We start from the raw sequence: 19,302 nt of genomic DNA, 5'->3' as shown, positions 1-19,302 counted from the left end.
CCCATGGCACGCGGCCTCCTGCTGATGCTGCTGGCGGTGGTGCTGGTGGGCTGCCTTGGGCCCCAGCCCCGGCCAGACAACAGCCTGAATCGCCAGCTCGAGCAACTGGGCACCAGCCGTGACCCCTCCCTGAGCGGCCCCTGGCTGGCCCTGATCAACGGCGACGGGGGCAGGGAACGGGTCAGCCTGATCGACCTGCGCAACCGGCGTCCGGTACCTCTGCCGGGGCTCAACCGGCCAGATACCCAGCCGATCAGCGTGTCGGTGGATGGCCGCGGCGAGCAGCTGGCCCTGGTACGCCAGCTGGAGGGCCGCACCGAGCTGGTGCTCTACCGCCGCTCCAGCCAGAGCCTTCGGCTGATTGCCATGGCCCCCGCCGGGGTGCCTCGCCAGGTGCAGATCCGTGCCGATGGCCGTGAACTGGCGGTGCAGGTGAGCCGCAGCGGGCTGTGGCAGGTGGACCTGATCCAGCTGCCCTGACGGGCCAGGGATGGGGCGGCAACGGCTGGGCCCTCAGGGCACCAGGCCGGCCCAGTGCAGGAAGGTGTCGCCACTGAGGGCCTCAATGATCAGGACAGCCACAAAGCCGAGCATGGCGAAGCGGCCGTTGACCCGCTCGGCGTAGGCACTCCAGCCGAAGGCGGGCACATCGGAGCTGGTGGCGCTGGGGGCGTTGGCGGCGCTGGGGGCTGGGCTGGCGGCGCTGCCGCTGGCACTGTCTTCTGGGGTGGTCATCCTTCTTTTGAGGTGCTCATCGACGCGGGCCGGACATCAGGCTCCGCTCGCAGGCTGGCCCACGTCATAGCCGGCCGCCGGCAACAGCCGCCAGTTGCCCTGGCCATCGAGCTCCAGCACGGTGTCGTGGAAGGCCGTGAGCGTGGGGCGGTGACCGACACTCACGAAGGCCATCTCCCGTTCCAGCAGCAGGTCGTAGAGGTGGCGCTCGGTGGCCACATCCAGGGCGCTGGTGGCCTCATCCAGCACCACGAAGCGCGGACTGTTCAGCAGCAGACGGGCAAAGCCAAGCCGCTGCTGCTCACCCAGGGACAGCAGCCGTGGCCAGTCCTGCTTGATGTCGAGGTCGGGGTAGCGGTGCACCAGCTCCGGCAGGCGCACCTCATCGAGCACATGCCGCAGCTGCTCGTCGCTGAAGCGATTCGCCGGCAGGGGGTAGCAGAGCTGCTCCCGCAGGCTGCCGAGCAGCATGTAGGGCTTCTGGGGGATGAACAGGAGCTCCCCTTCCTTAGGACGCTGCACCGTGCCGGCCCCAGGGGGCCACAGCCCACTCACCAGGCGCAGGAAGGAGGTCTTGCCGCAGCCGGAAGGGCCCACCACCAGCAGGCGCTGATGGCGATCCACCTCCAGGCTCAGGTCGTGGATCAGGGTGCGGCCCGTGCCGGGGGGCACCAGGTCCACATGGCTCACCAGGATGGAGTCGCCAGGGACGCCCTGCCCGGTCAGGAACTCCCCGGTGAAGGTGGTCGCCATGGCACCACTGATCTCCTCCACCTTGCCCTGGAACCCCTCCAGCCGGCTGATCGAGGCGGAAAAGGAGGCCAGCCTGTCGATGTTGTTGACGATGTAGCTGACCGAGAAGAGCACCTGCGAAAAGGCAATGCTCGCCTGGCCAAACACGCCGAAGTCCACCTCCCGGGCGAAGTAGATCGGAGCGATCACCAGCCAGGGGAGGAAGCGGGAGAAGTAATCGTAGGAGCGCTGGATCACACTGATGAGTGCCTCCCAGATGATCAGGCGGTTGTAATTACGAATGGCGCCACCCAGCCGTCGCTCGGCCTCCCTCGATTCCTGCTTCTCACCGCGGTAAAAGGCAATCGATTCGGCATTGTCTCGAATGTGAACCAGGCCGTAGCGGAAGTCGGCCTCCAGTTTCAACTGCTGAAAGTTCAAGGCCACCAATTTTCGGCTGGCAAACACGATCACCGCCGTGCCACCCACCGAGTAGATCAACAACCACAGCGCCAGCTGGGAGCTGATGCTCCACAGCACCACAATGAAGCTGAAGAAGGTGAGCAGGGCCGACATCACCTCAACCGTCACACTCAGGCTGGTGGTGGTGAAGCTGGCGGTGTCCTGGGAGATTCGTTGGTCAGGATTGTCAATATCTTCAGCAGACTCATGATTCGGATTGAGCAGGTAATAGGCTCGATTCGAGAGATAACGATTCAACAGCCTGCCGCTCAGCCATTCACGCCATAGCAGGCCAAGCCTGGGAATGAGATAGCTCTGCATCGCCCTGATCGGCAAGGCGAGCACCAGGCAGAAGGCGTAGATTCCAACAATTTTCCAGAAGTTTTCCTGGTCATAGCCCACCAGGGCATTGTCCACATTGCGGGCAATGAAGCTGATGCCAACGTTGATGCCATTGATCACAAGGATCAACAGGATGATGATGCCAAGCAGCACCCAGGGCAACCAGCGCCCCTGACGCAGCTTGCTGCGGAAGGCGCCGAAGCAGCCCAGGCCGGCGGCCATGGTCACCATCACGGCCGGACCGAAGGGACTGCGCCACAGCGACGCCACCTGCTCGGGCACGCCCGGCAGGAAGCGACTGCGCAGGTCGGGAATGAGGGCACCCGTGAGGGCCACGGTGCCGGTGAGCAGCAGCAGGGTGAGGCCGACGACCACGGCGACCAGGGCCACCACCAGCAGCAGAAACTGCCAGCTGCGCGTCTCCTCCACCGGCAGGAAGTAGGGCTGCGCCAACCGTTGCAGCCGGCCCAGCTGAAGGCGAAGAGCCTGGAAGGGTTTCATGGAGGTGCACAGATCTCCGAATTGTGCCTGGTGCCCGGGCTCAGCCGGGAGGCCAGGCGAGGGGCCGCCCCCCGATCACGTGCACATGGAGATGAAACACGGTCTGGCCGGCTTCCGGCCCGCTGTTGATCACGGTGCGAAAGCCCGTGAGCCCCTGCTGCCGCGCCACCCTGGCCGCCACCAGCAACAGGTGCCCCAGCAGCGGGGCGTCCTCGGCCTCAGCCGAGGCCAGCGAGACGATCGGCTGGCGGGGAATCACCAGCACGTGCACGGGCGCCTGGGGGGACACGTCGCGAAAGGCCAGGCACTGGGCGTCGTCGTAGACGGCGTCACAGGGAATCTCGCCCCGCAGGATGCGGCCGAAGATCGTGTCGGCCACGGGCTCGGCCGAACTGGCGCTCTGGGAGGGCGGATGTGACACCGGTGGCACTGCCGTTCAGTTGATCCAAGGCGATGTTGGCACGCTGCAGCAGCGCGGCGCTGCGGGGCCTGGAGGCCCGGCAGGTGACCGTGGAGGTGGACATCGGGCCGGGGCTGCCGGCGCTCCAGATGGTGGGCCTGGCCGACGCCGCCGTGCAGGAATCGCGGGAACGGGTGCGTTCGGCCCTCCGCCACAGCGGCTTTCGGGTGCCCCTGAGCCGCGTGGTGGTGAACCTGGCGCCAGCCGATCTGCCGAAACAGGGGCCGGGGCTCGACCTGCCGATCGCCCTCGGGCTGCTGCTGGCCAGCGGCCAACTGGAGGCCCGGCTGCTCGAGGGCCTGTGGAGTGTGGGGGAACTGGGCCTCGACGGCGGCCTGCGGCCGGTGCGGGGGCTGCTCTGCGTGGCCCTGGAGGCCCGGCGGGCGGGAGCCCGGGGGCTGCTGCTGCCGGCCGCCAATGCCGGCGAGGCCGCCCTGGTGAGCGGGCTGCCGGTGTGGGGGGCCACCGACCTGCGCAGCGCCGTGGCCCTGGTGCAGGGGGGCGAGGCCCCCCCAGCCGCGGCACCCGGTGCCGGCCAGGCCTCTCGTCTCGGCGGCGGCACCGACCTGGCGCAGGTGCAGGGCCAGCCCCATGGCCGCCGAGCCCTGGAGATCGCCGCCGCCGGCGGGCACCATCTGTTGCTGGTGGGCCCACCCGGCAGTGGCAAGACCATGCTGGCCCGCTGCCTGCCCGGGTTGCTGCCACCGCTGCAGCGCTCCGAAGCGCTGGAGCTCACCCGCATCCATTCGGTGGCTGGCCTGCTGGGGGAAGGGGACGGCCTGATACGGCAGCGGCCGTTTCGCAGCCCGCACCACAGCTGTTCAGGGGCGGCCCTGGTGGGCGGCGGCAGCGTCCCCCGCCCCGGCGAGCTGGCCCTGGCCCACCACGGGGTGCTCTTTCTCGATGAGCTCACCGAGTTCAGGCGCTCGGTGCTCGACCTGCTGCGCCAGCCCCTTGAAGAGGGCGAGATCTGGATCCACCGGCTGCGCCAGCGCACCCGCTTCCCCTGCGCCATCAGCCTGGTGGCGGCCACCAATCCCTGCAGCTGCGGTTGGTTCGGCGACCCCGACCGGGAGTGCAGCTGCGGCGAGGCGGCCCGTCTGCGCTACTGGCAGCGCCTCTCAGGACCGCTGCTGGATCGCCTCGACCTCCAGGTGGTGATGCGCCGCCCTGAGGCCTCAAGCCTGGTGGTGCCCTACCGCGGCCCAGCCCCGGCAGGACACAGCAACCACGGGGTCGAGGCCAGTGACCAGGTGGCCGCACGGGTGGAGGCGGCGCGCCAGCGCATGACACTGCGCAATCCAGGGGGCCTCAGCAATGGCCGGCTGCCCGCCCAGCAGCTGCCCCAAGTGCTGGAACTGGAGAGCGCCGCCCTCGACCTCTGGGAGGCCGCCCTGGCGCACAGAAAGCTCACCGCCCGAGGCGGCGAGCGGGTGCTGCGGGTGGCTCAGACCATCTGCGATCTGGAGGCCCGGCAGCGCATCCCGGCGGCAGCCGTGGCAGAAGCTCTGACCTACCGCAGTTTTGAGGGGCTTGGCGGGGCCTGAGGCCCCGGCCAGGGCTCCCTCAAGGGTTCAGCGAACGGCGCGGCAGGGCCGATCGCCATAGGGCTGGACGCCCACCAGCGGGGGCTGGAAGCGGCGCTCCTCGTCAGGGTTGCCCAGGGCGTGGCCCAGGCTGTCGCCGAACCAGAGGGCAAAGGCACGCATCCGAACCAGGAATGAAGCAGCCATGGCTGGTACCTCAGGGGGAATCAACCCAGCCTGATCGCTGCGCGGGCTGAGCGAAACCAGTGTTTGTACCCGTTTCGGGCCGGGCCGATCAGCGGCGGCGGCGGCGCTGCTGGGCCTTGCGCTTGTACTTCTCGGTGGGGGTCTCGTGGTGGCGGAGCCGCTTGAGGTCGGCAAAGATGCCCGCCTTGGACACCTGGCGCTTGAACCGGCGCAGCGCCGATTCGATTCCTTCGTTTTCGCCGACGGTGACCTGGGTCATGAAGCGGGAGCGCTGGCACAGATTTGTTGAGCCTAGCAAGCACCCCCCCAGGGGGGTGTCAGCCATCGGCGGGAGGCAAGGCCTCAAGGGGAGGCACTTCAGGAGCGCTCGGCTGGTCGGCCACCTCGCCCGGCCAGGTGTCGCGGTAGACGTAGAGATGGCCGAGCCGGCGGCCCTGGAAAGCACGGCGCTTCAGCCCCCAGCCTGGCTCAAACACGAGCTGCAGAAAGCCGCTGCCGGGGCCCTGGGTGCGGGCCACCACCATTTCAGGCCCCACCCCCGCCTTGGTGGGCACCGCCAGGAGCAGGTTGTCGCCATTGCTGCGAATCACGCTGAGGCGGTAGCCGGAGCCGAGATCGGAGCCACCCACCCGCAGGGAGTAGCCATTGGCATCGAGGAAGCGGCCGCAGATGCCGGTGAAGTCGAAGGTGGACAGCAGAGGTTCCACCAGAGCCGGCTGGGAGCCGCTCAAGGCGAAGCAAGGGCGGGTGTCGCGGATCTGCTCGTAGATGTTGAGCTGGGCCCGCTCACCGTTGCCGATCGGCGCAGCCACCAGCACGAAACTCTGGGGGTTCACCTCAGTGGCCTCGAACAGGGACGCCGCAACTGCCGGCGGGGCAACCGGGCCGAGGGCCGCGGCACCGACCAGGGCCAGGGCGCTGCTCAGCAGACGAGCCTGGAAAGGGGGCAGTGCGGACATCTCCATCACAGCTCGGACCAGAACGATGGTCATGGTATGCAGCCAGGCCCCGAGGCACCAGGGGCGGGGGGCCAGAGCGAAGGCTGTTCGGCCCTCAGGAGAGGCTAGAGCCGACAGCCACCCGTTCAGGGCGCCGGACGATTGATGCGGATCGCCACCAGCAGCGCGGCCAGGGTGCCAGGGGCGCTCATGCCCAGAATCCAGCGGGTGGGGGTGATTCCCAGATCAGGATCGCCATAGGCCAGCTCGAACACGGAGCCTGTTGCGGCAATGCCCAGCAGGCAGGCCAGGGCCAGAAAGATCCCGGCCAGGGGCTTCATCGGCATGGGCTGTCAGCGGATCGGGTGAACGGCTTGGCGGTCGAAGCCCTTCTGCTGGAGCTCCTCAGTGAGGCTGAGCTCATCGGTGACGCGATCCACGAACAACACCCCGTTGAGGTGATCCATCTCGTGCTGGATGCAGCGCGCCAGCAGCCCATCGGTGTTGAGCTTCTGGGGCCGTCCCATCTCATCGCGGAAGCTCACCTCCGCCGCGGCAGGGCGCACCACATTGAGATAGACGCCTGGAATGCTCAGGCAGCCCTCCTCGTAGGTGTCGATGGCACCGCCGAAGGAGCGGATCTCGGGATTGATCAGCACCAGCGGCGGCGTGGCCGGGTTTTCGGGATCGAGATCGATCACCAGCAGCTGCCTGTGCACCCCCACCTGGGGAGCAGCCAGGCCGATCCCCTTGGCGGTGTACATGCTGCGCAGCATGTTGCGGGCCAGCTCTCGCACCGATTCATCCACCTTGCTGATGCGCTTGGCCGGCGTGCGCAGCACGGCATCGCCCAGGGTGTGAATCTGCAGGGGAGGTTCGTCCAGGGCCTCCTTGGGCACCTGGACCGTGCGGCTGTTGCGTTCCGCCGAGCGCGCCATCTGGGCGAAGCTGCGAGCCAAGGCCCCTTCCTGTGAAGTTGATGTCAGTTTAGGGCGACAGGCCCTGCAGTCCGGAGCAAGCCCCTTGACCCCCCGCCAGGTCCCTGACTCCCTGCCGGCGGCAACCGCAGTGGGCCGCACCGCCGGTTTTCTGGAGCCCCGGCTCTGGGGCCCGCATCGGCTCTGGCTGGAGCAGCGGCCCCAGGAACAGGGGCGCACCACTCTCATGCTGCGTTGCGGCGACGCGGGACCGGTGAGCGAGCTCACCCCGCCGCCCTGGAACCTGCGCAGCCGCCTGCATGGCTACGGCGGCGGGGCCTATGCCATCGCTGGCGGGGATCTGGTGTTCGTGCACGACGGGGATCGCTGCCTCTGGCACCTGCCCCTCGATCCGGCCTCGGGACGCCCCCTGGCGGAACCACGGCGCCTCACCCCGCCTGACCGGGGCGATGGCTCCGGAGCGGAAGCTGCCGTCCTCGCCGATGGTCTGATCGACCAGGGGCGCCGGCGCTGGATCGGGGTGCTGGAGCAGGACGGCCGCGACCAGCTGGTGAGCGTGCCCCTGCCGGGCCTCCTGGCTGGCGACCAGCCAGGAGGCCACCTGCCCCTGCCGCTCCACCAGGCCGAGGACTTCTGCGCCTACCCCTGCCTGAGTCCCGATGGGGGCCAGCTCGCCTGGGTGGAGTGGCAGCAGCCGTTCATGCCCTGGCAGCGCAGCCAGCTGTGGCTGGCGGAACTGGATGGGCAGGGAACGCTGCTGCCGCCGCGCGTCGTGGCGGGTTCGGGACCTGGCGATCCCCGGGGGATCTCGGTGTTCCAGCCCCTCTGGATCGGCCCCCACGCGCTGGTGGTGGCCTCGGATGAGAGCGGCTGGTGGAACCTGCAGCGGCTCGACACCGCCCAGCCGGGGCCGCCGCGCTGGCAGCCGCTGCTGCCGCTGCAGGCCGAGTTCGCCCTGCCGCAATGGGTGAGCGGCCTGCGCACCAGCGCCTGGGATGGGTCCGTGCTGGTGGCGGCGGCCTGCCGCTCCGGCAGCTGGGAGCTGGGCCAGGTGGCCCTCGAGGGCCCCAAGGCCGGCAGCGCCGCGGCCTGGCAGCCCCTGGCCATGCCGTTTGACGATCTGGCGGGCCTGGATGCCGCCGCTGGCTCCGTGCTGGCCCTGGCTGCCAATCCCACCACCCCGCAGGGGTTGCTGGAGCTGGAGCTGGCCAGCGGCAGCTGGCGCCACACCCCTGCGGCCCCCGCCCCCCTCAAGGCCGAGCAGATCGAGCCACCCCAGGCCCTCTGGTTCGAGGGCCACGGCGGGGCCCGCACCCATGCCTGGTTCCACCCGCCCAGGGGGGGCGCCACAGCTGCTTCCCCCCTGCTGGTGAAGGGCCACAGCGGCCCCACCGGCATGGCCCGCCGGGGCCTGCAGCTGGCCATCCAGTTCTGGACCAGCCGCGGCTGGGGGGTGGTGGATGTGAACTACGGCGGCTCCACCGGTTTCGGCCGCGCCTACCGGGAGCGGCTCGATGGCCAGTGGGGCGTGGTGGATGTGGCCGACTGCGCCGCCGCCGCCGAGGCCCTCGTGGCCGCAGCCGTGGCCAGCGGCGAGCGGATTGCCATCGAGGGCGGCAGCGCCGGTGGCTTCACGGCCCTGGCAGCCCTCTGTTTCACCGAGGTGTTCCAGGCGGGGGCAAGCCGTTACGGCGTTGCCGATCCGGCGGCCCTGGCCCGGCAGAGCCATCGCTTCGAGGCGCGCTACCTCGATGGGCTGATCGGCCCCTGGCCCGCAGCCGAAGCCACCTATCGCGCCAGGTCGCCCCTGGAGCACGCCGGGCAGATCCACTGCCCGGTGATCTTCTTTCAGGGCCTGGAGGACACCGTGGTGCCACCCGAGCAGACCGACAGCATGGCCGCCGCCCTGGAAGCCCGGGGAGTGCCGGTGGAGGTGCACCGCTTCGCCGGCGAAGGCCATGGTTTCCGCAGCGGCAGCGTGCAGGTGCAGGTGCTGGAGGCCACGGAGGCCTTCTTCAGGCGTCACTTTGCGTGACGACTCCAGCCGGCACCCCGACAGGTGGCCTGGCGACGACTAGCAACAGTTCAGCCTCATCACTCCTCGCCATGTCCCGCCTGCTGCGCTGGGGCCTTGCCCTGGTCCTGGGCTCCGCACTCCTGATCGCGGGCCTGCTGCTGCTGCCGTTCTCGCAGTGGATGCCCGGCGGCACGGTGGGCGACATCCCCACCAGCGCCGTGGTGAACGGCAGCGCCTTCAACCGCCTGTTCCCCACCCCCGGACCCGGCGAGGAGCTGGTGTTCACCCAGGAGAAGCGGGGCTTCAGCCAGGCCCGCCTCAAGCAGGGTGGTGAGGCCCTGGCCCTGCTGGCCATCTCCGACACCACCACGGCGCCTGAGGCGCGTGAGAAGTTCCGGAGCAGCGCCGACAGCCTCAAGGGCTGGCCCCTGGTGGAGCAGGGCCAGCAGGCCAGTGCCCTGCTGGTGGCCGAGCGCTTCCAGGTGAAGGTGATCGGCCAGGAGAAGGGGCTGGACCTCAACCAGCGCCATGAGCTGCTGGAAGCCTTCGACCTGCCCGGCCTGGCCGCCCTGCCCCAGCCCAAGGGAACCCGCCAGGCCCTCAAACCGGCCCGGCCGGCGCTCGATCCCGCCCCTAACCCCGCATGAGCCGCACCGTTCTGGAACGACTGGAGCGCCTGCCCCGGCGCAACCTCACCGTGCTGGCCCTCAAGGGCATCAGCACCCTGGTGCCGGGAACCTGGCGGAACACCACCCAGCCCGAGCTGCTGATCGCCGAGGTGCTGGGCAGCAGCGATCCCCAGCTGATCGCCCAGGTGCGTGCCCGCGCCGACACGCTCAGCCGCGCCCGCCATGAGGGCTATGGCCGCGCCCTCAGCCTCTACGACGCCGTCAACCGCTCCCAGAAGGCCAGCGGTGGGCTGCGGCTGGCGGCCAACATCGGCGCCGCCCTGCCCCTGGTCAAGGGCCTGGCCAACCTCACCCCAGCCAGCGACACCCTGCAAGCCACCGACCTGGCCCTGAAGGTGTCGGCCGAACTGCTGGCCTTCACCCAGGTGAACGGCCTGCCGGGAGACAGCTTCGGTGACTTCAGCGCCTCCCTGGCCGACTACGCCGGCGAGGCCCGGGTGCGGATGGCGGCCATGCTCTGCTTCGACGCCCTGCTGCCCCTGGGCGATCGGGCCCTGGAGCGCCTCGACGGTCTGCTCGGCCAGGTGGGCAGCGGCGATCTGAACCAGCTGCCGGGCTACCGGGCCATGGCGCCGCTGATTCCCGGCCGCGGCGAGCAGGCCCACCTGGGCTCCTGCGGAGCGGGGTCGACTCCTGGCTGGGCTGGGCCGGGGGCTTCGTGAGCAGCCTCGGCCTCAGCGGCCAGAAGGCCGTGCAGGCCCTGGAGGGCAGCCTCGGGCCCTGGCAGGGACGCTTCGAGCAGCTGGCCACCTTCCTGGATGCCTTCACCGACACCTACCAGCACACCGGCACCCAGGCCGTGGCCAGAAGGCTGGTGGAGCGCGCCGCCGCCGAGATCTGACGCCCCCTCCAGGCCCGAAACCGAGCCCTAAGATCCCGAAGTCAGCCAGAACCGGCTGATGTGATGGGCCTGCAGGCGTTGGTGAGTTCGGAACTGATCGCGCGGGGTTCGGCTGTGCTCGGGGCCGGGGGTGCCGTGCTGCTGGAACGGGGCGCCTGGCTGCTGCTTGCCCTGGGCCTGCTGGCTCTGCTGCTGCTGCTGGCCGGCTGGGTGGCGCGGCGCCTGTCGCTGATGGTGTGGGGCATTCCCGAGGCGCTGCTGGCCGGGGTGCTCGGCCTGCTGCTGGCGCCGGCGGGAGTCCTGCCCTGGTTGCCCCAGCCGGTGATGGACATCTGGGCAGAGCTGCCCCAGGTGCTGCTCACCCTGGTGTTCGCCTGCCTGATGCTGGGCAAGCCCCTGCCCACCCTGGCCGGGCTTTGGCGGCCGGTGTCGGGGCAGGTGTCCCTGGCGCTGGTGCTCGCCTTCGGCCAGTACCTGGTGGGAGGCCTGGTGGTGCTGTGGATCCTCGAACCGCGGCTGGGGGTGAGCCCGGTGATGGCCTGCCTGATTGAGGTGGCCTTCGAGGGTGGGCACGGCTCAGCCGCCGCCATGGGGCCGAGTTACGCGGCCCTCGGCTTCCCGGGAGGCCAGGCTCTGGGCCTCACCCTGGCCTCCGCCGGTCTGGTGGCCTCCACCCTGGTGGGGGGCCTGGTGGTGCTGCTGGGCCGGCAGCGCGGCTGGCTCTCGATCGACAACGCCGCCAGTCTCAGCGCGCTGCCCCGCACCGGCGGCCTCGAACCCAAGCCACGCCCTGGCGCCTCCGTCTGGCTGGTGAATCTGGCCCTCTCGGGCTGTGCGGTGCTGGTGGGGCTGGCCCTGCTGGCGCTGCTGCGGCTGGGTGGCGCCCTGGTGGGCGGCGGCGTCGACACCGTGGTGGAAGACCTGCCCGTGTTCCCCTTCGCCATCCTGGGATCGCTGCTGGTGCGGCTGCTGCTGGAGCGCACGGGCCAGGCCGGCCGGGCCTCGGCGCCGGTGCAGACGCGGCTCAGCACCCTCTCCGCCGACCTGCTGATCACGGCCGCCACCGCCGGACTCGACCTGGCCTTGCTCCGTGCCGACTGGCTGCCCCTCTCGGTGCTGATCGGTGCCGGCCTGGTCTGGAACCTGGCGGTGGTGCTGCTGCTGGCGCCGCGGATCCTGCCCCGCGACTGGTTTGAGCGGGCAGTGATCGAGTTCGGCCAGGCCACCGGCGTGGCGGCGAGTGGCCTGGTGCTGCTGCACATGGCCGATCCCTTCGACCGCAGCAGCGCCCTGCAGGCCTTTTCAATCAAGCAACTGATGCTGCAGCCTTTTCTGGCCGGTGGTGTGATCACCGTGGTGGCGCCCCTGGCCGTGGCCGGCTGGGGGCTGGCCACCTGGACCGGCCTCTGTCTGGCGATGGTGCTCGTGTTCGCCACCACGGGCATGGTGCTGGCCGGAGCGCGGCCCCATCTGCCGGCCTGAGAGCGGGCGGCCGAGCTCTCGAGCCATCAGGCCGGCCGCTGCTCGCCGTAGTGCAGAGCCGCCATGGTGTGCGCCACCCGGTCCATCTCCTCGCCCGAGAGCTGGGGCGGCTCACCCAGCTGCAGGGCCTGCAGATACATGTGGGCGAGGGTTTCCACCTCGATCGCCAGGCCCAGCGCCTGCTCGGGAGTGCCTCCCAGGGTCACCTGGCCGTGCTGGGCCAGCAGGCAGGCGCGGCGCCCGCTCAGGGCCTGCAGGGCCAGATCGGAGAGCTGCTGGCTGCCGAAGGTGGCATAGGGCGCACAGCGGATGTCCGGCCCACCGGCCATCACCACCATGTAGTGGAACGGGGGAAGGCCGCGGCCATGGCAGGCCAGGGCGGTGGCCTGGATCGAATGGCAGTGCACCACAGCGTTCAGCTCCGGCCGGCTGCGCAGCAGGTCCGCATGCAGCCGCCACTCGGAGGAGGGCCTCAGACCCTGCTGACGCGACACGGCATCCAGGGGCTGGCCATGGACATCGATGGCGCACAGGTCCTCGGGCTGCATCCGTTCGTAGGGCGTGCCACTCGGGGTGATCAGCAGGCCCCCGGGGATCCGGGCTGAGAGGTTGCCGGAGGTGCCCTGGTTGATCCCCGCGCTGTTCATCCGCCGGGCCGCCAGCACCAGGGCCTGGCGCAGCTCGAGCTCCGGGCTGGCCATGGGCGGAGACGCGGGAATCCCGAGGCTAAAGACCAGCGGGGCTGGCCTCTACTGCAAACCTCCCTGAGCCCCCGCGCCGCCCGAACTGCCCTAGCCGCCCGCACCGCCCAGGTCCCCATAGAGCCCCACCAGGCCGGCCTCGCTGGCCGGGGCCACGCCCCGTTCGGTGATCAGGGCTGTCACCAGCCGGGCCGGGGTGACATCGAAGGCCGGATTGAAGCCCTCGCTGCCCTCCGGAGTGAGGGCCACCGTGGCGGATTCCATGGCAGCGGACTCTCCAGCTGCGGCGATGGCGCCGGTGTTGAGCAGGCGACCGCTGATCTGGGTCACCTCACTGCCGGAGCGGGCCTCGATCGGAATCTCCGCGAGGCCGTCGCGCAGGCTCCAGTCGATGGTGGAGCCCGGCAGGGCCACGTAAAAGGGCACGCCGTTGTCGTGGGCGGCAAGGGCCTTGAGGTAGGTGCCGATCTTGTTGCAGACATCGCCGCTGCGGGTGGTGCGGTCGGTGCCCACGATCACGGCGTCCACCAGGCCGTGCTGCATCAGGTGACCGCCGGCGTTGTCCACGATCACGGTGTGGGGCACCCCCTCCCGGCCCAGCTCAAAGGCGGTGAGGCTGGCTCCCTGGTTGCGGGGCCGGGTCTCGTCCACCCACACGTGCAGGTCCAGGCCGGCGCGGTGGGCCTTGTAGATCGGCGCCAGGGCCGTGCCCCAGTCGACCGTGGCCAACCAGCCGGCATTGCAGTGGGTGAGCACCTGGAACGGCCGCCCCTGCCGTTCGAGCGCTCGGCCCGCGGCCAAGGCCTGAAACAGCGCCAGGCCGTGGTCGCCGATGGCCGCGCACATGGCCACGTCCTCCTCGGCGATCGCCGCGGCCTCGAGACGCGCCACCTCGGCCCGCTCTCGTTCCGGTAAGGCCTGCACCCGCTGCCGCACCCGCTGCAGGGCCCAGCGCAGGTTCACGGCCGTGGGCCGGGTGGCATTGAGCTGGTCGTAGGCCTGGGCGAGGGCGGTGTCGCTGGGGTCGCTCTGCAGGGCCAGCATCAGCCCATAGGCCCCCGTGACACCGATCAGGGGCGCCCCCCGCACCACCATCGTGCGGATCGCCTCGGCCGCCGCGTCACAGCTGCTGAGCTGGCGGGTGGTGAAGCGATGGGGCAGCAGGGTCTGGTCGATCACCCCCACCGAACGGCCATCGGGCTCCAGCCAGATGGTGCGCCAGGCCTGGCCGTCAATGTTCATCGTTGGGAAGGGCAGTGGGAGGGGCGGGCCTGTAGCCCAGCTGCTGGAAATCAGCCCGATACATGCGGCTGAGCGCCTGCAGGGCAGGCCCATCGAGATCGACCTGCCGATAGTGCCGCTTCGAGGCGTTGATGCGCGGCGCCCCCGCCTCGAGCCTGGCGTCCACATCGAGCAGTGTCAGCACCGTGTTCACATCGTCGGCAAAGCGTTCGAACCGGCCCAGGAACTGGGGTTGCACAGCCCTGATGCGCCGCAGCTGGGGCGCGAAGCCAGCATGCCGGCGGTAGAGATCCTGGGCCTGCAGTGCCTCCACCACCTGCGGCAGGCTGGGCTTCTCCTCCAGCAACCAGAGCCGAAAGCTGGCGATCACACCCCGCTCGGCGGGCTGCCGGTAGCGGCGCTGATGGCGCCCCGCCATGTCCACGTAGTAGTTGCAGGCGCTGATGAAGCGATCCACCGGGTGCCGCACGAAGGTGAAGCGGAACCAGCGCTGCCAGTCACTGGGCAGGCCCTTGCTGGAGTGATGCTGGTGGCGGTGGGGGAAACCGAGCAGGCGCTCGATGGTCTGCCCCCCGGTCTTGGGAATGTGCAGGAACAGCGCCTTGCGCTCGGGAAGCAGCAGCATGGGAGAGGGAAGGTGGGCCCGGTGGCCCGATCTCAGCTGTGCTCGCGCAGGAAGCCGATCGTGCCCTCCAGTTCCTCCGCGAAGCGGTCGATCTCCTCGGGGGAGGTGGTGAAACTGAGACTGGCCCGCGCCGAGCCGGGGATCCCGTAGAGCCGATGCAGCGGTTGGGTGCAGTGGTGGCCGCTGCGGATGCAGATCCCGGCCGAGTCGAGCAGAGCCGCCAGATCATTGGCGTGCAGGCCCTCCACGGTGAAGGCGGCGAGGGCACCGCGATCGGGCTGCTGGTCTGGAGTGGGCCCCAGGATCGTCACCCCGTCGATGGCGTTGAGCCGCTCGAACAGGCGGCGGGTGATCTGTTGCTCCCAGCGGTGGATCCGCTCCAGCCCGATCGATTGCAGATAGTCGAGCGCGGCCCCCATGCCGATCGCCTCGCCGATCGCCGGGGTGCCCGCTTCGAACTTGTGGGGCAGTTCAGCCCAGCTGCTGTGGTCAAGAAACACGTCCTGGATCATTTCGCCGCCCCCCAGGAAGGGCGGCATCGCCTCCAGCAGGGCCTCGCGGGCCCAGAGGAAGCCCATGCCCGTGGGGCCGCACAGCTTGTGGGAGCTGCCCACGAGGAAGTCGCAGTCGAGACGGGCCACATCCACCGGCAGGTGGGCCAGGCTCTGGCAGGCATCCACCAGCAGCAGTGCCCCCACGGCATGGGCCAGGGGCGCGATCTCGGCGATCGGTGTGAGGCAACCGAGGGTGTTGCTCACCTGCACCAGGCTCACCAGCCGGGTGCGGTCATTGAGCTGGGCGCGCAGATCGTCGAGGTCGAGCTCGCCGGTGGCCGTGAGGCCCACATGGCGCAGCACACAGCCGGTGCGGGCGGCCAGCAGCTGCCAGGGCACCAGATTGCTGTGGTGCTCCATCACCGAGAGCAGAATCTCATCGCCCGGCTTGAGGTTGGCCTCGCCCCAGGTGCGGGCCACCAGGTTGATCGCCTCGCTGGCATTGCGGGTGAACACGATCTCCCGGGGGCTGGCCGCACCCACAAAGGCGGCCGTCTTGGCCCTGGCGCCCTCAAAGCCCTCCGTGGCTCTGGCGCTCAGCTGGTGGGCGCCCCGGTGCACGTTGGCGTTGTCGTGGTCGTAGTAGCGCTGCAGGGCCGAGAGCACCTGCCGCGGCTTCTGGCTGGTGGCGGCGTGATCGAGATAGATCAGCGGCTGGCCGAGGCAGGCCGTCTGGGCGAGCAGGGGAAAGTCGGGCCGCGTCTGCAGGGCCAGGTTGTCAGGCGCCATCACGGCCGGCTCCGCTCCCGCAGGGCTGGAGAGCGGGGCGCTGTCGGGGCTGGCGGCAGCTTGGCGATGGCGGAGGTGATCGGCATGGAGCTTCAGGCTTCTCCCAGCAGGCTCTGGAGCGGGCGATGGCGGGCGGCGGTGGCGGGCAGCTCGCGCAGCACCTCCTCACAGAAGCCGCGCTTGAGCAGGGCGGCGGCCTGGGCGGCGGCGATGCCACGGCTCTGGAGGTAGAAGAGCTCCTCGCGCTGCAGGCGACTCACGGTGGCGCCGTGGGCGCACTTGACGTCATCGGCCACGATTTCCAGTTCGGGCTTGGTGTCAATCCTGGCGCGGTCGGAGAGCAGCAGGTTGCGGCTCAGCTGGGCCGCATTGGTCTGTTGGGCCACCCGGGGCACCTGCACAGCACCGTTGAACACGCTGCGGCCGCGATCATCGGCCACCACCTTGTGCAGCTGGTCGAGGCTGCCGGCCGGGCCCTCGAAGCACACATGGCTATGGGTGTCAGCCACCTGCTCGCCATCGACGAGCTGCAGCCCGCGCAGGCAGGCGTGGGCGGCGCCATCGGTCTGCACCAAGCGGGGTTCTTGGCGCAGCAGCGCCCAGCCAGAGCTGCCGTTCACCAGCTTCAGCTGGCTGCCGGAGGCCTGGCGGATGGCCGTGTGGGCCAGCAGGGTGGCCTGGCCGCCCTTGCCGATGGCCAGGCTGCCGAAGTTGAGGCGACTGTCGGTGGCCATCGCCACCTCGATCACCAGGCTCAGGGCCTGGGGGCCGGCGGCGGTGATCAGCAGAAACAGATCGAGGCTCGCCCCCGGCTCCAGCACCAGCAGCAGCCGCCTGGCCCGCAGACCCTCGCCGGCACCGGCCTGCCACAACAGCTCAAGGGGATCGGCGCAGCCGCTCACCCGCAGGGCCAGCAGGGCCGGATCAGCACCGGCATTCAGCCGCACCGGCCAGTGCTCACTGCAGCCGGTGGCCGCCAGCGAGCGGCCCTGCTCGGCAGCCGCCGCCTCGGCGGAAAGGCGGCTGATGCCGGCCGGCAGCGTCTCCAGATCCCAGCAGCTGGTGGCGGGAGCAGCGAGGCACTGGGGCAGGTTCTGCAGCGCCGAAAGATCGGTGAAGCGCCAGTCCTCCTGGCGGCGGGTGGGCAGCGCTGCCCCGGCCAGGGCGCTGAGCCAGGCCTCGGTGCAGGCAGTGGGAGCAGGGGCCACAGGAGCCCGGGAGCTGGCCACCATCAGCCCACCTCCAGAGGCTGGCGCTCGGCAGCTGCCTCGAGGCGGGCGACCTGCTCGTCCACCCAGTCGTAGCCGGTGCGCTCCAGCTCAAGAGCCAGCTCCTTGCCACCGCTGCGCAGGATGCGGCCAGCCGCCATCACGTGCACATAGTCCGGGGTGATCACCTCCAGCAGGCGCTGGTAGTGGGTGATCAACAGGGTGGCGTTGTCGGGGCTGGCGAGCTGGTTGACGCCGCCGGCCACGATGCGCAGGGCATCGATGTCGAGGCCGGAATCCGTTTCATCGAGGATGGCCACCACAGGTTCCAGCAGGGCCATCTGCAGGATCTCGTTGCGCTTTTTCTCACCGCCGCTGAACCCCTCGTTGACGCTGCGATCGAGAAAGGCGGGGTCCATCTGAACCACCGCCAGGCGCTCGCGCACCAGATCCTCGAAGGCAAAGGTGTCGAGCTCCTCGGCACCCTGCTGGCTGCGGCGGGCGTTGGTGGCCACCCGCAGGAACTCAAGGTTGCTCACCCCGGGAATCTCCACCGGGTACTGGAAGCCGAGGAAGAGGCCGATGCGGGCCCTCTCTTCCGGATCCAGCTCCAGCAGGTTGTCGCCGCGGTAGTGGACCGAGCCGCCGGTGACGGTGTAGGAGGGGTGACCGGCCAGCACCTTGGAGAGGGTGCTCTTGCCGCTGCCATTGCGGCCCATCACGGCATGCACCTCACCGGCTCTGATCGTGAGGTTCACCCCCTTGAGGATGGGCTGGTCCTCCACCGAAGCCTGCAGGTCGCGGATCTCTAGGAGTACGGGTGCGTCTGGGCGAATCACGGAAAATCAGAAACGGAACGGGGGGCTGAACGGTGCTGAGCTGGACTGAACAGTTGGAGCCACAGGGGAGAGGTGGTGGAGAGGCCTAACCCACCGATCCCTCCAACTTGAGGGCCAGCAGCTTGTCGGCTTCGGCGGCAAACTCCATCGGCAGCTGGTTGAACACATCGCGGCAGAAGCCGCTCACCATCATCGACACCGCCTCTTCAAAGCCGATCCCGCGGCTCTGCAGATAGAAGAGCTGGTCTGCCGAGATGCGGCAGGTGCTGGCCTCGTGCTCCACAGCGGCCTCGGGCTGCTGGCAGCGGATGTAGGGGTAGGTGTTGGCAGCAGCCTGATCGCCGATCAACATCGAATCGCACTGGCTGTAATTGCGGGCACCCAGGGCTTTCGGGCCGATCTGCACCAGGCCGCGGTAGCTGTTGGAGGAGTGGCCGGCGCTGATACCCTTGCTCACGATCGTGGAGCGGGTGCGGGGGCCCACATGCACCATCTTGGTGCCGGTGTCAGCCTGCTGACGGTTGTTGGTGAGGGCCACAGAATAGAACTCACCGACTGAATCAGCTCCCTGCAGAACGCAGCTGGGGTATTTCCAGGTGATGGCTGATCCGGTTTCCACCTGGGTCCAACTGATCTTGCTGCGCTCGCCGCGGCAATGGCCCCGCTTGGTGACGAAGTTGTAGATGCCTCCTTTCCCATTCTCATCGCCGGCATACCAGTTCTGCACGGTGGAATACTTGATGGAGGCGTCATCGAGGGCCACCAGCTCAACCACTGCAGCGTGCAGCTGGTTGGTGTCAAACATCGGTGCCGTGCAGCCTTCGAGGTAACTCACGGAGGCACCCTCCTCAGCCACGATCAGGGTGCGCTCAAACTGGCCGGTATCACCGGAGTTGATGCGGAAATAGGTGGACAGCTCCATCGGGCACGCCACACCCTTGGGGATGAAAACAAAAGAGCCATCGCTGAAGACGGCGGAATTGAGTGCTGAAAAGAAATTGTCATTGGTGGGCACCACCGTACCCAGGTAGGCCTCGATCAGTTCGGGAAAATCCTTGACGGCCTCGCTGATCGAGCAGAAGATCACACCGTCTTCGGCGAGCTTTTCGCGAAAGGTGGTGGCAATGGAAACGCTGTCGAACACGGCATCCACAGCCACGTTGGAAAGCCGCTTCTGCTCACCCAGGGGGATGCCGAGCTTGTCAAAGGTTTCCAGCAGCTTGGGATCCACCTCATCGAGGCTGGCTTTTTTCTCCTGCTGTCTGGGGGCGGCGTAATAGATGATCTCCTGGTAATCAATGGCCGGGAAGCCCAGTGCCGCCCAATCGGGCTCCTGCATCTGCAGCCACTGCCGGTAGGCACGCAGACGGAAATCAAGCAGAAACTGAGGCTCCTCTTTCTTGGCGGAGATCAGCCGAACCACGTCCTCGCTGAGGCCCTTGGCAATCTTATCGGTTTCAATGTCAGTGACGAAACCATACTTATACGGCTGAGAAACAAGTTCTCCGACGGTGGCTGTAGACATGTTGGGAAA

Annotated in this window: 22 protein-coding genes; 7 read left to right on the top strand and 15 right to left on the bottom strand. The window is 69.0% G+C overall.

Features of this window, described 5'->3' with window-relative positions; translation table 11 throughout:
* The first annotated feature begins 3 nt into the window (after positions 1-3).
* Positions 4-480 (top strand): hypothetical protein, encoded by a 477-nt coding sequence (locus IQ220_RS08185; protein ID WP_193914292.1) that lies wholly within the window; start codon positions 4-6, stop codon positions 478-480.
* 33 nt (positions 481-513) lie between these two features.
* On the opposite strand, the gene IQ220_RS08180 is transcribed toward IQ220_RS08185, so the two are convergent.
* Genes IQ220_RS08180 through IQ220_RS08170 form a run of 3 tightly spaced genes read right to left on the bottom strand, consistent with a single transcriptional unit; the run spans position 514 to position 3,193 of the window.
* Complete coding sequence (locus IQ220_RS08180; protein WP_193914290.1) at positions 514-735, bottom strand: chlorophyll a/b-binding protein; 222 nt, start codon at positions 733-735, stop codon at positions 514-516.
* Positions 736-771: 36 nt separating this feature from the next.
* The gene (locus tag IQ220_RS08175) at positions 772-2,772 is read right to left on the bottom strand and encodes an ABC transporter ATP-binding protein/permease (RefSeq protein ID WP_193914287.1); all 2,001 of its coding nucleotides are present in this window, start codon (positions 2,770-2,772) and stop codon (positions 772-774) included.
* A gap of 40 nt (positions 2,773-2,812) precedes the next feature.
* On the bottom strand, positions 2,813-3,193 hold the full coding sequence (locus tag IQ220_RS08170) for a histidine triad nucleotide-binding protein (RefSeq protein WP_370566385.1): 381 nt from the start codon (positions 3,191-3,193) through the stop codon (positions 2,813-2,815).
* Between the two features lie 32 nt (positions 3,194-3,225).
* On the opposite strand from IQ220_RS08170, the gene IQ220_RS08165 reads away from it, so the two are divergent.
* A complete protein-coding gene (locus tag IQ220_RS08165; protein WP_193914286.1) occupies positions 3,226-4,779 on the top strand; it encodes a YifB family Mg chelatase-like AAA ATPase in 1,554 nt (517 codons plus the stop codon).
* Positions 4,780-4,806: 27 nt separating this feature from the next.
* Here IQ220_RS08165 and IQ220_RS08160 read toward each other — a convergent pair whose 3' ends face one another.
* The 5 genes from IQ220_RS08160 to def all read right to left on the bottom strand — a co-directional run bounded on the left by IQ220_RS08160 (position 4,807) and on the right by def (position 6,862).
* Positions 4,807-4,965: a hypothetical protein gene (locus IQ220_RS08160; RefSeq protein WP_186700902.1), complete on the bottom strand. Its 159-nt coding sequence runs from the start codon at positions 4,963-4,965 to the stop codon at positions 4,807-4,809.
* 88 nt (positions 4,966-5,053) lie between these two features.
* Positions 5,054-5,224: a 30S ribosomal protein S21 gene (rpsU, locus tag IQ220_RS08155; protein ID WP_006172073.1), complete on the bottom strand. Its 171-nt coding sequence runs from the start codon at positions 5,222-5,224 to the stop codon at positions 5,054-5,056.
* 58 nt (positions 5,225-5,282) lie between these two features.
* Complete coding sequence (locus IQ220_RS08150; protein ID WP_228009028.1) at positions 5,283-5,924, bottom strand: DUF3747 domain-containing protein; 642 nt, start codon at positions 5,922-5,924, stop codon at positions 5,283-5,285.
* Positions 5,925-6,049: 125 nt separating this feature from the next.
* Positions 6,050-6,250: a hypothetical protein gene (locus tag IQ220_RS08145; RefSeq protein ID WP_186698574.1), complete on the bottom strand. Its 201-nt coding sequence runs from the start codon at positions 6,248-6,250 to the stop codon at positions 6,050-6,052.
* Positions 6,251-6,256: 6 nt separating this feature from the next.
* Positions 6,257-6,862 carry a peptide deformylase gene (def, locus tag IQ220_RS08140; RefSeq protein WP_186698572.1) on the bottom strand — a complete coding sequence of 202 codons (606 nt, stop codon included), beginning with the start codon at positions 6,860-6,862 and terminating at the stop codon, positions 6,257-6,259.
* A gap of 64 nt (positions 6,863-6,926) precedes the next feature.
* On the opposite strand from def, the gene IQ220_RS08135 reads away from it, so the two are divergent.
* The 5 genes from IQ220_RS08135 (at position 6,927) to IQ220_RS08120 (ending at position 11,870) form a co-directional block, all read left to right on the top strand.
* Complete coding sequence (locus IQ220_RS08135; protein ID WP_228009027.1) at positions 6,927-8,876, top strand: prolyl oligopeptidase family serine peptidase; 1,950 nt, start codon at positions 6,927-6,929, stop codon at positions 8,874-8,876.
* A 71-nt stretch (positions 8,877-8,947) separates the two neighbouring features.
* Positions 8,948-9,505 carry a hypothetical protein gene (locus IQ220_RS08130; RefSeq protein ID WP_193914282.1) on the top strand — a complete coding sequence of 186 codons (558 nt, stop codon included), beginning with the start codon at positions 8,948-8,950 and terminating at the stop codon, positions 9,503-9,505.
* The gene (locus IQ220_RS08125; RefSeq protein WP_228009026.1) at positions 9,502-10,209 is read left to right on the top strand and encodes a hypothetical protein; all 708 of its coding nucleotides are present in this window, start codon (positions 9,502-9,504) and stop codon (positions 10,207-10,209) included. Before IQ220_RS08130 ends, IQ220_RS08125 begins: the two co-directional genes overlap by 4 nt.
* Complete coding sequence (locus IQ220_RS15720) at positions 10,206-10,388, top strand: hypothetical protein (RefSeq protein ID WP_228009025.1); 183 nt, start codon at positions 10,206-10,208, stop codon at positions 10,386-10,388. Before IQ220_RS08125 ends, IQ220_RS15720 begins: the two co-directional genes overlap by 4 nt.
* Before the next feature lie 81 nt (positions 10,389-10,469).
* Entirely contained in the window at positions 10,470-11,870 is a 1,401-nt protein-coding gene (locus tag IQ220_RS08120) for a sodium:solute symporter (RefSeq protein ID WP_370566384.1), read from the top strand.
* 26 nt (positions 11,871-11,896) lie between these two features.
* Here the strand turns inward: IQ220_RS08120 and IQ220_RS08115 are convergent, their stop codons facing one another.
* The 7 genes from IQ220_RS08115 to sufB form a co-directional block, all read right to left on the bottom strand.
* Entirely contained in the window at positions 11,897-12,571 is a 675-nt protein-coding gene (locus IQ220_RS08115) for a class II aldolase/adducin family protein (RefSeq protein ID WP_193914280.1), read from the bottom strand.
* Positions 12,572-12,661: 90 nt separating this feature from the next.
* A complete protein-coding gene (gene mtnA / locus IQ220_RS08110) occupies positions 12,662-13,813 on the bottom strand; it encodes an S-methyl-5-thioribose-1-phosphate isomerase (RefSeq protein ID WP_193914278.1) in 1,152 nt (383 codons plus the stop codon).
* The gene (locus tag IQ220_RS08105) at positions 13,803-14,438 is read right to left on the bottom strand and encodes a sulfotransferase family 2 domain-containing protein (protein ID WP_186698562.1); all 636 of its coding nucleotides are present in this window, start codon (positions 14,436-14,438) and stop codon (positions 13,803-13,805) included. Before IQ220_RS08105 ends, mtnA begins: the two co-directional genes overlap by 11 nt.
* Positions 14,439-14,470: 32 nt before the next feature.
* Positions 14,471-15,721, bottom strand: coding sequence for a SufS family cysteine desulfurase (locus tag IQ220_RS08100; RefSeq protein WP_193914276.1), 1,251 nt, complete (start codon positions 15,719-15,721; stop codon positions 14,471-14,473).
* 92 nt (positions 15,722-15,813) lie between these two features.
* Positions 15,814-16,953 (bottom strand): Fe-S cluster assembly protein SufD, encoded by a 1,140-nt coding sequence (gene sufD / locus IQ220_RS08095; protein WP_193914274.1) that lies wholly within the window; start codon positions 16,951-16,953, stop codon positions 15,814-15,816.
* A complete protein-coding gene (gene sufC / locus IQ220_RS08090; protein WP_193914272.1) occupies positions 16,953-17,768 on the bottom strand; it encodes a Fe-S cluster assembly ATPase SufC in 816 nt (271 codons plus the stop codon). The genes sufD and sufC overlap by 1 nt, the downstream gene beginning before the upstream one ends.
* 85 nt (positions 17,769-17,853) lie before the next feature.
* Positions 17,854-19,293, bottom strand: a complete 1,440-nt coding sequence (gene sufB, locus IQ220_RS08085; protein ID WP_193814439.1) for a Fe-S cluster assembly protein SufB — start codon at positions 19,291-19,293, stop codon at positions 17,854-17,856.
* Positions 19,294-19,302 lie beyond the last annotated feature (9 nt).

Source organism: Cyanobium sp. LEGE 06113, from assembly GCF_015207615.1.
The sequence above is the reverse complement of the archived record's forward strand: the minus strand, read 5'-3'. Positions and strand labels throughout refer to the sequence as shown.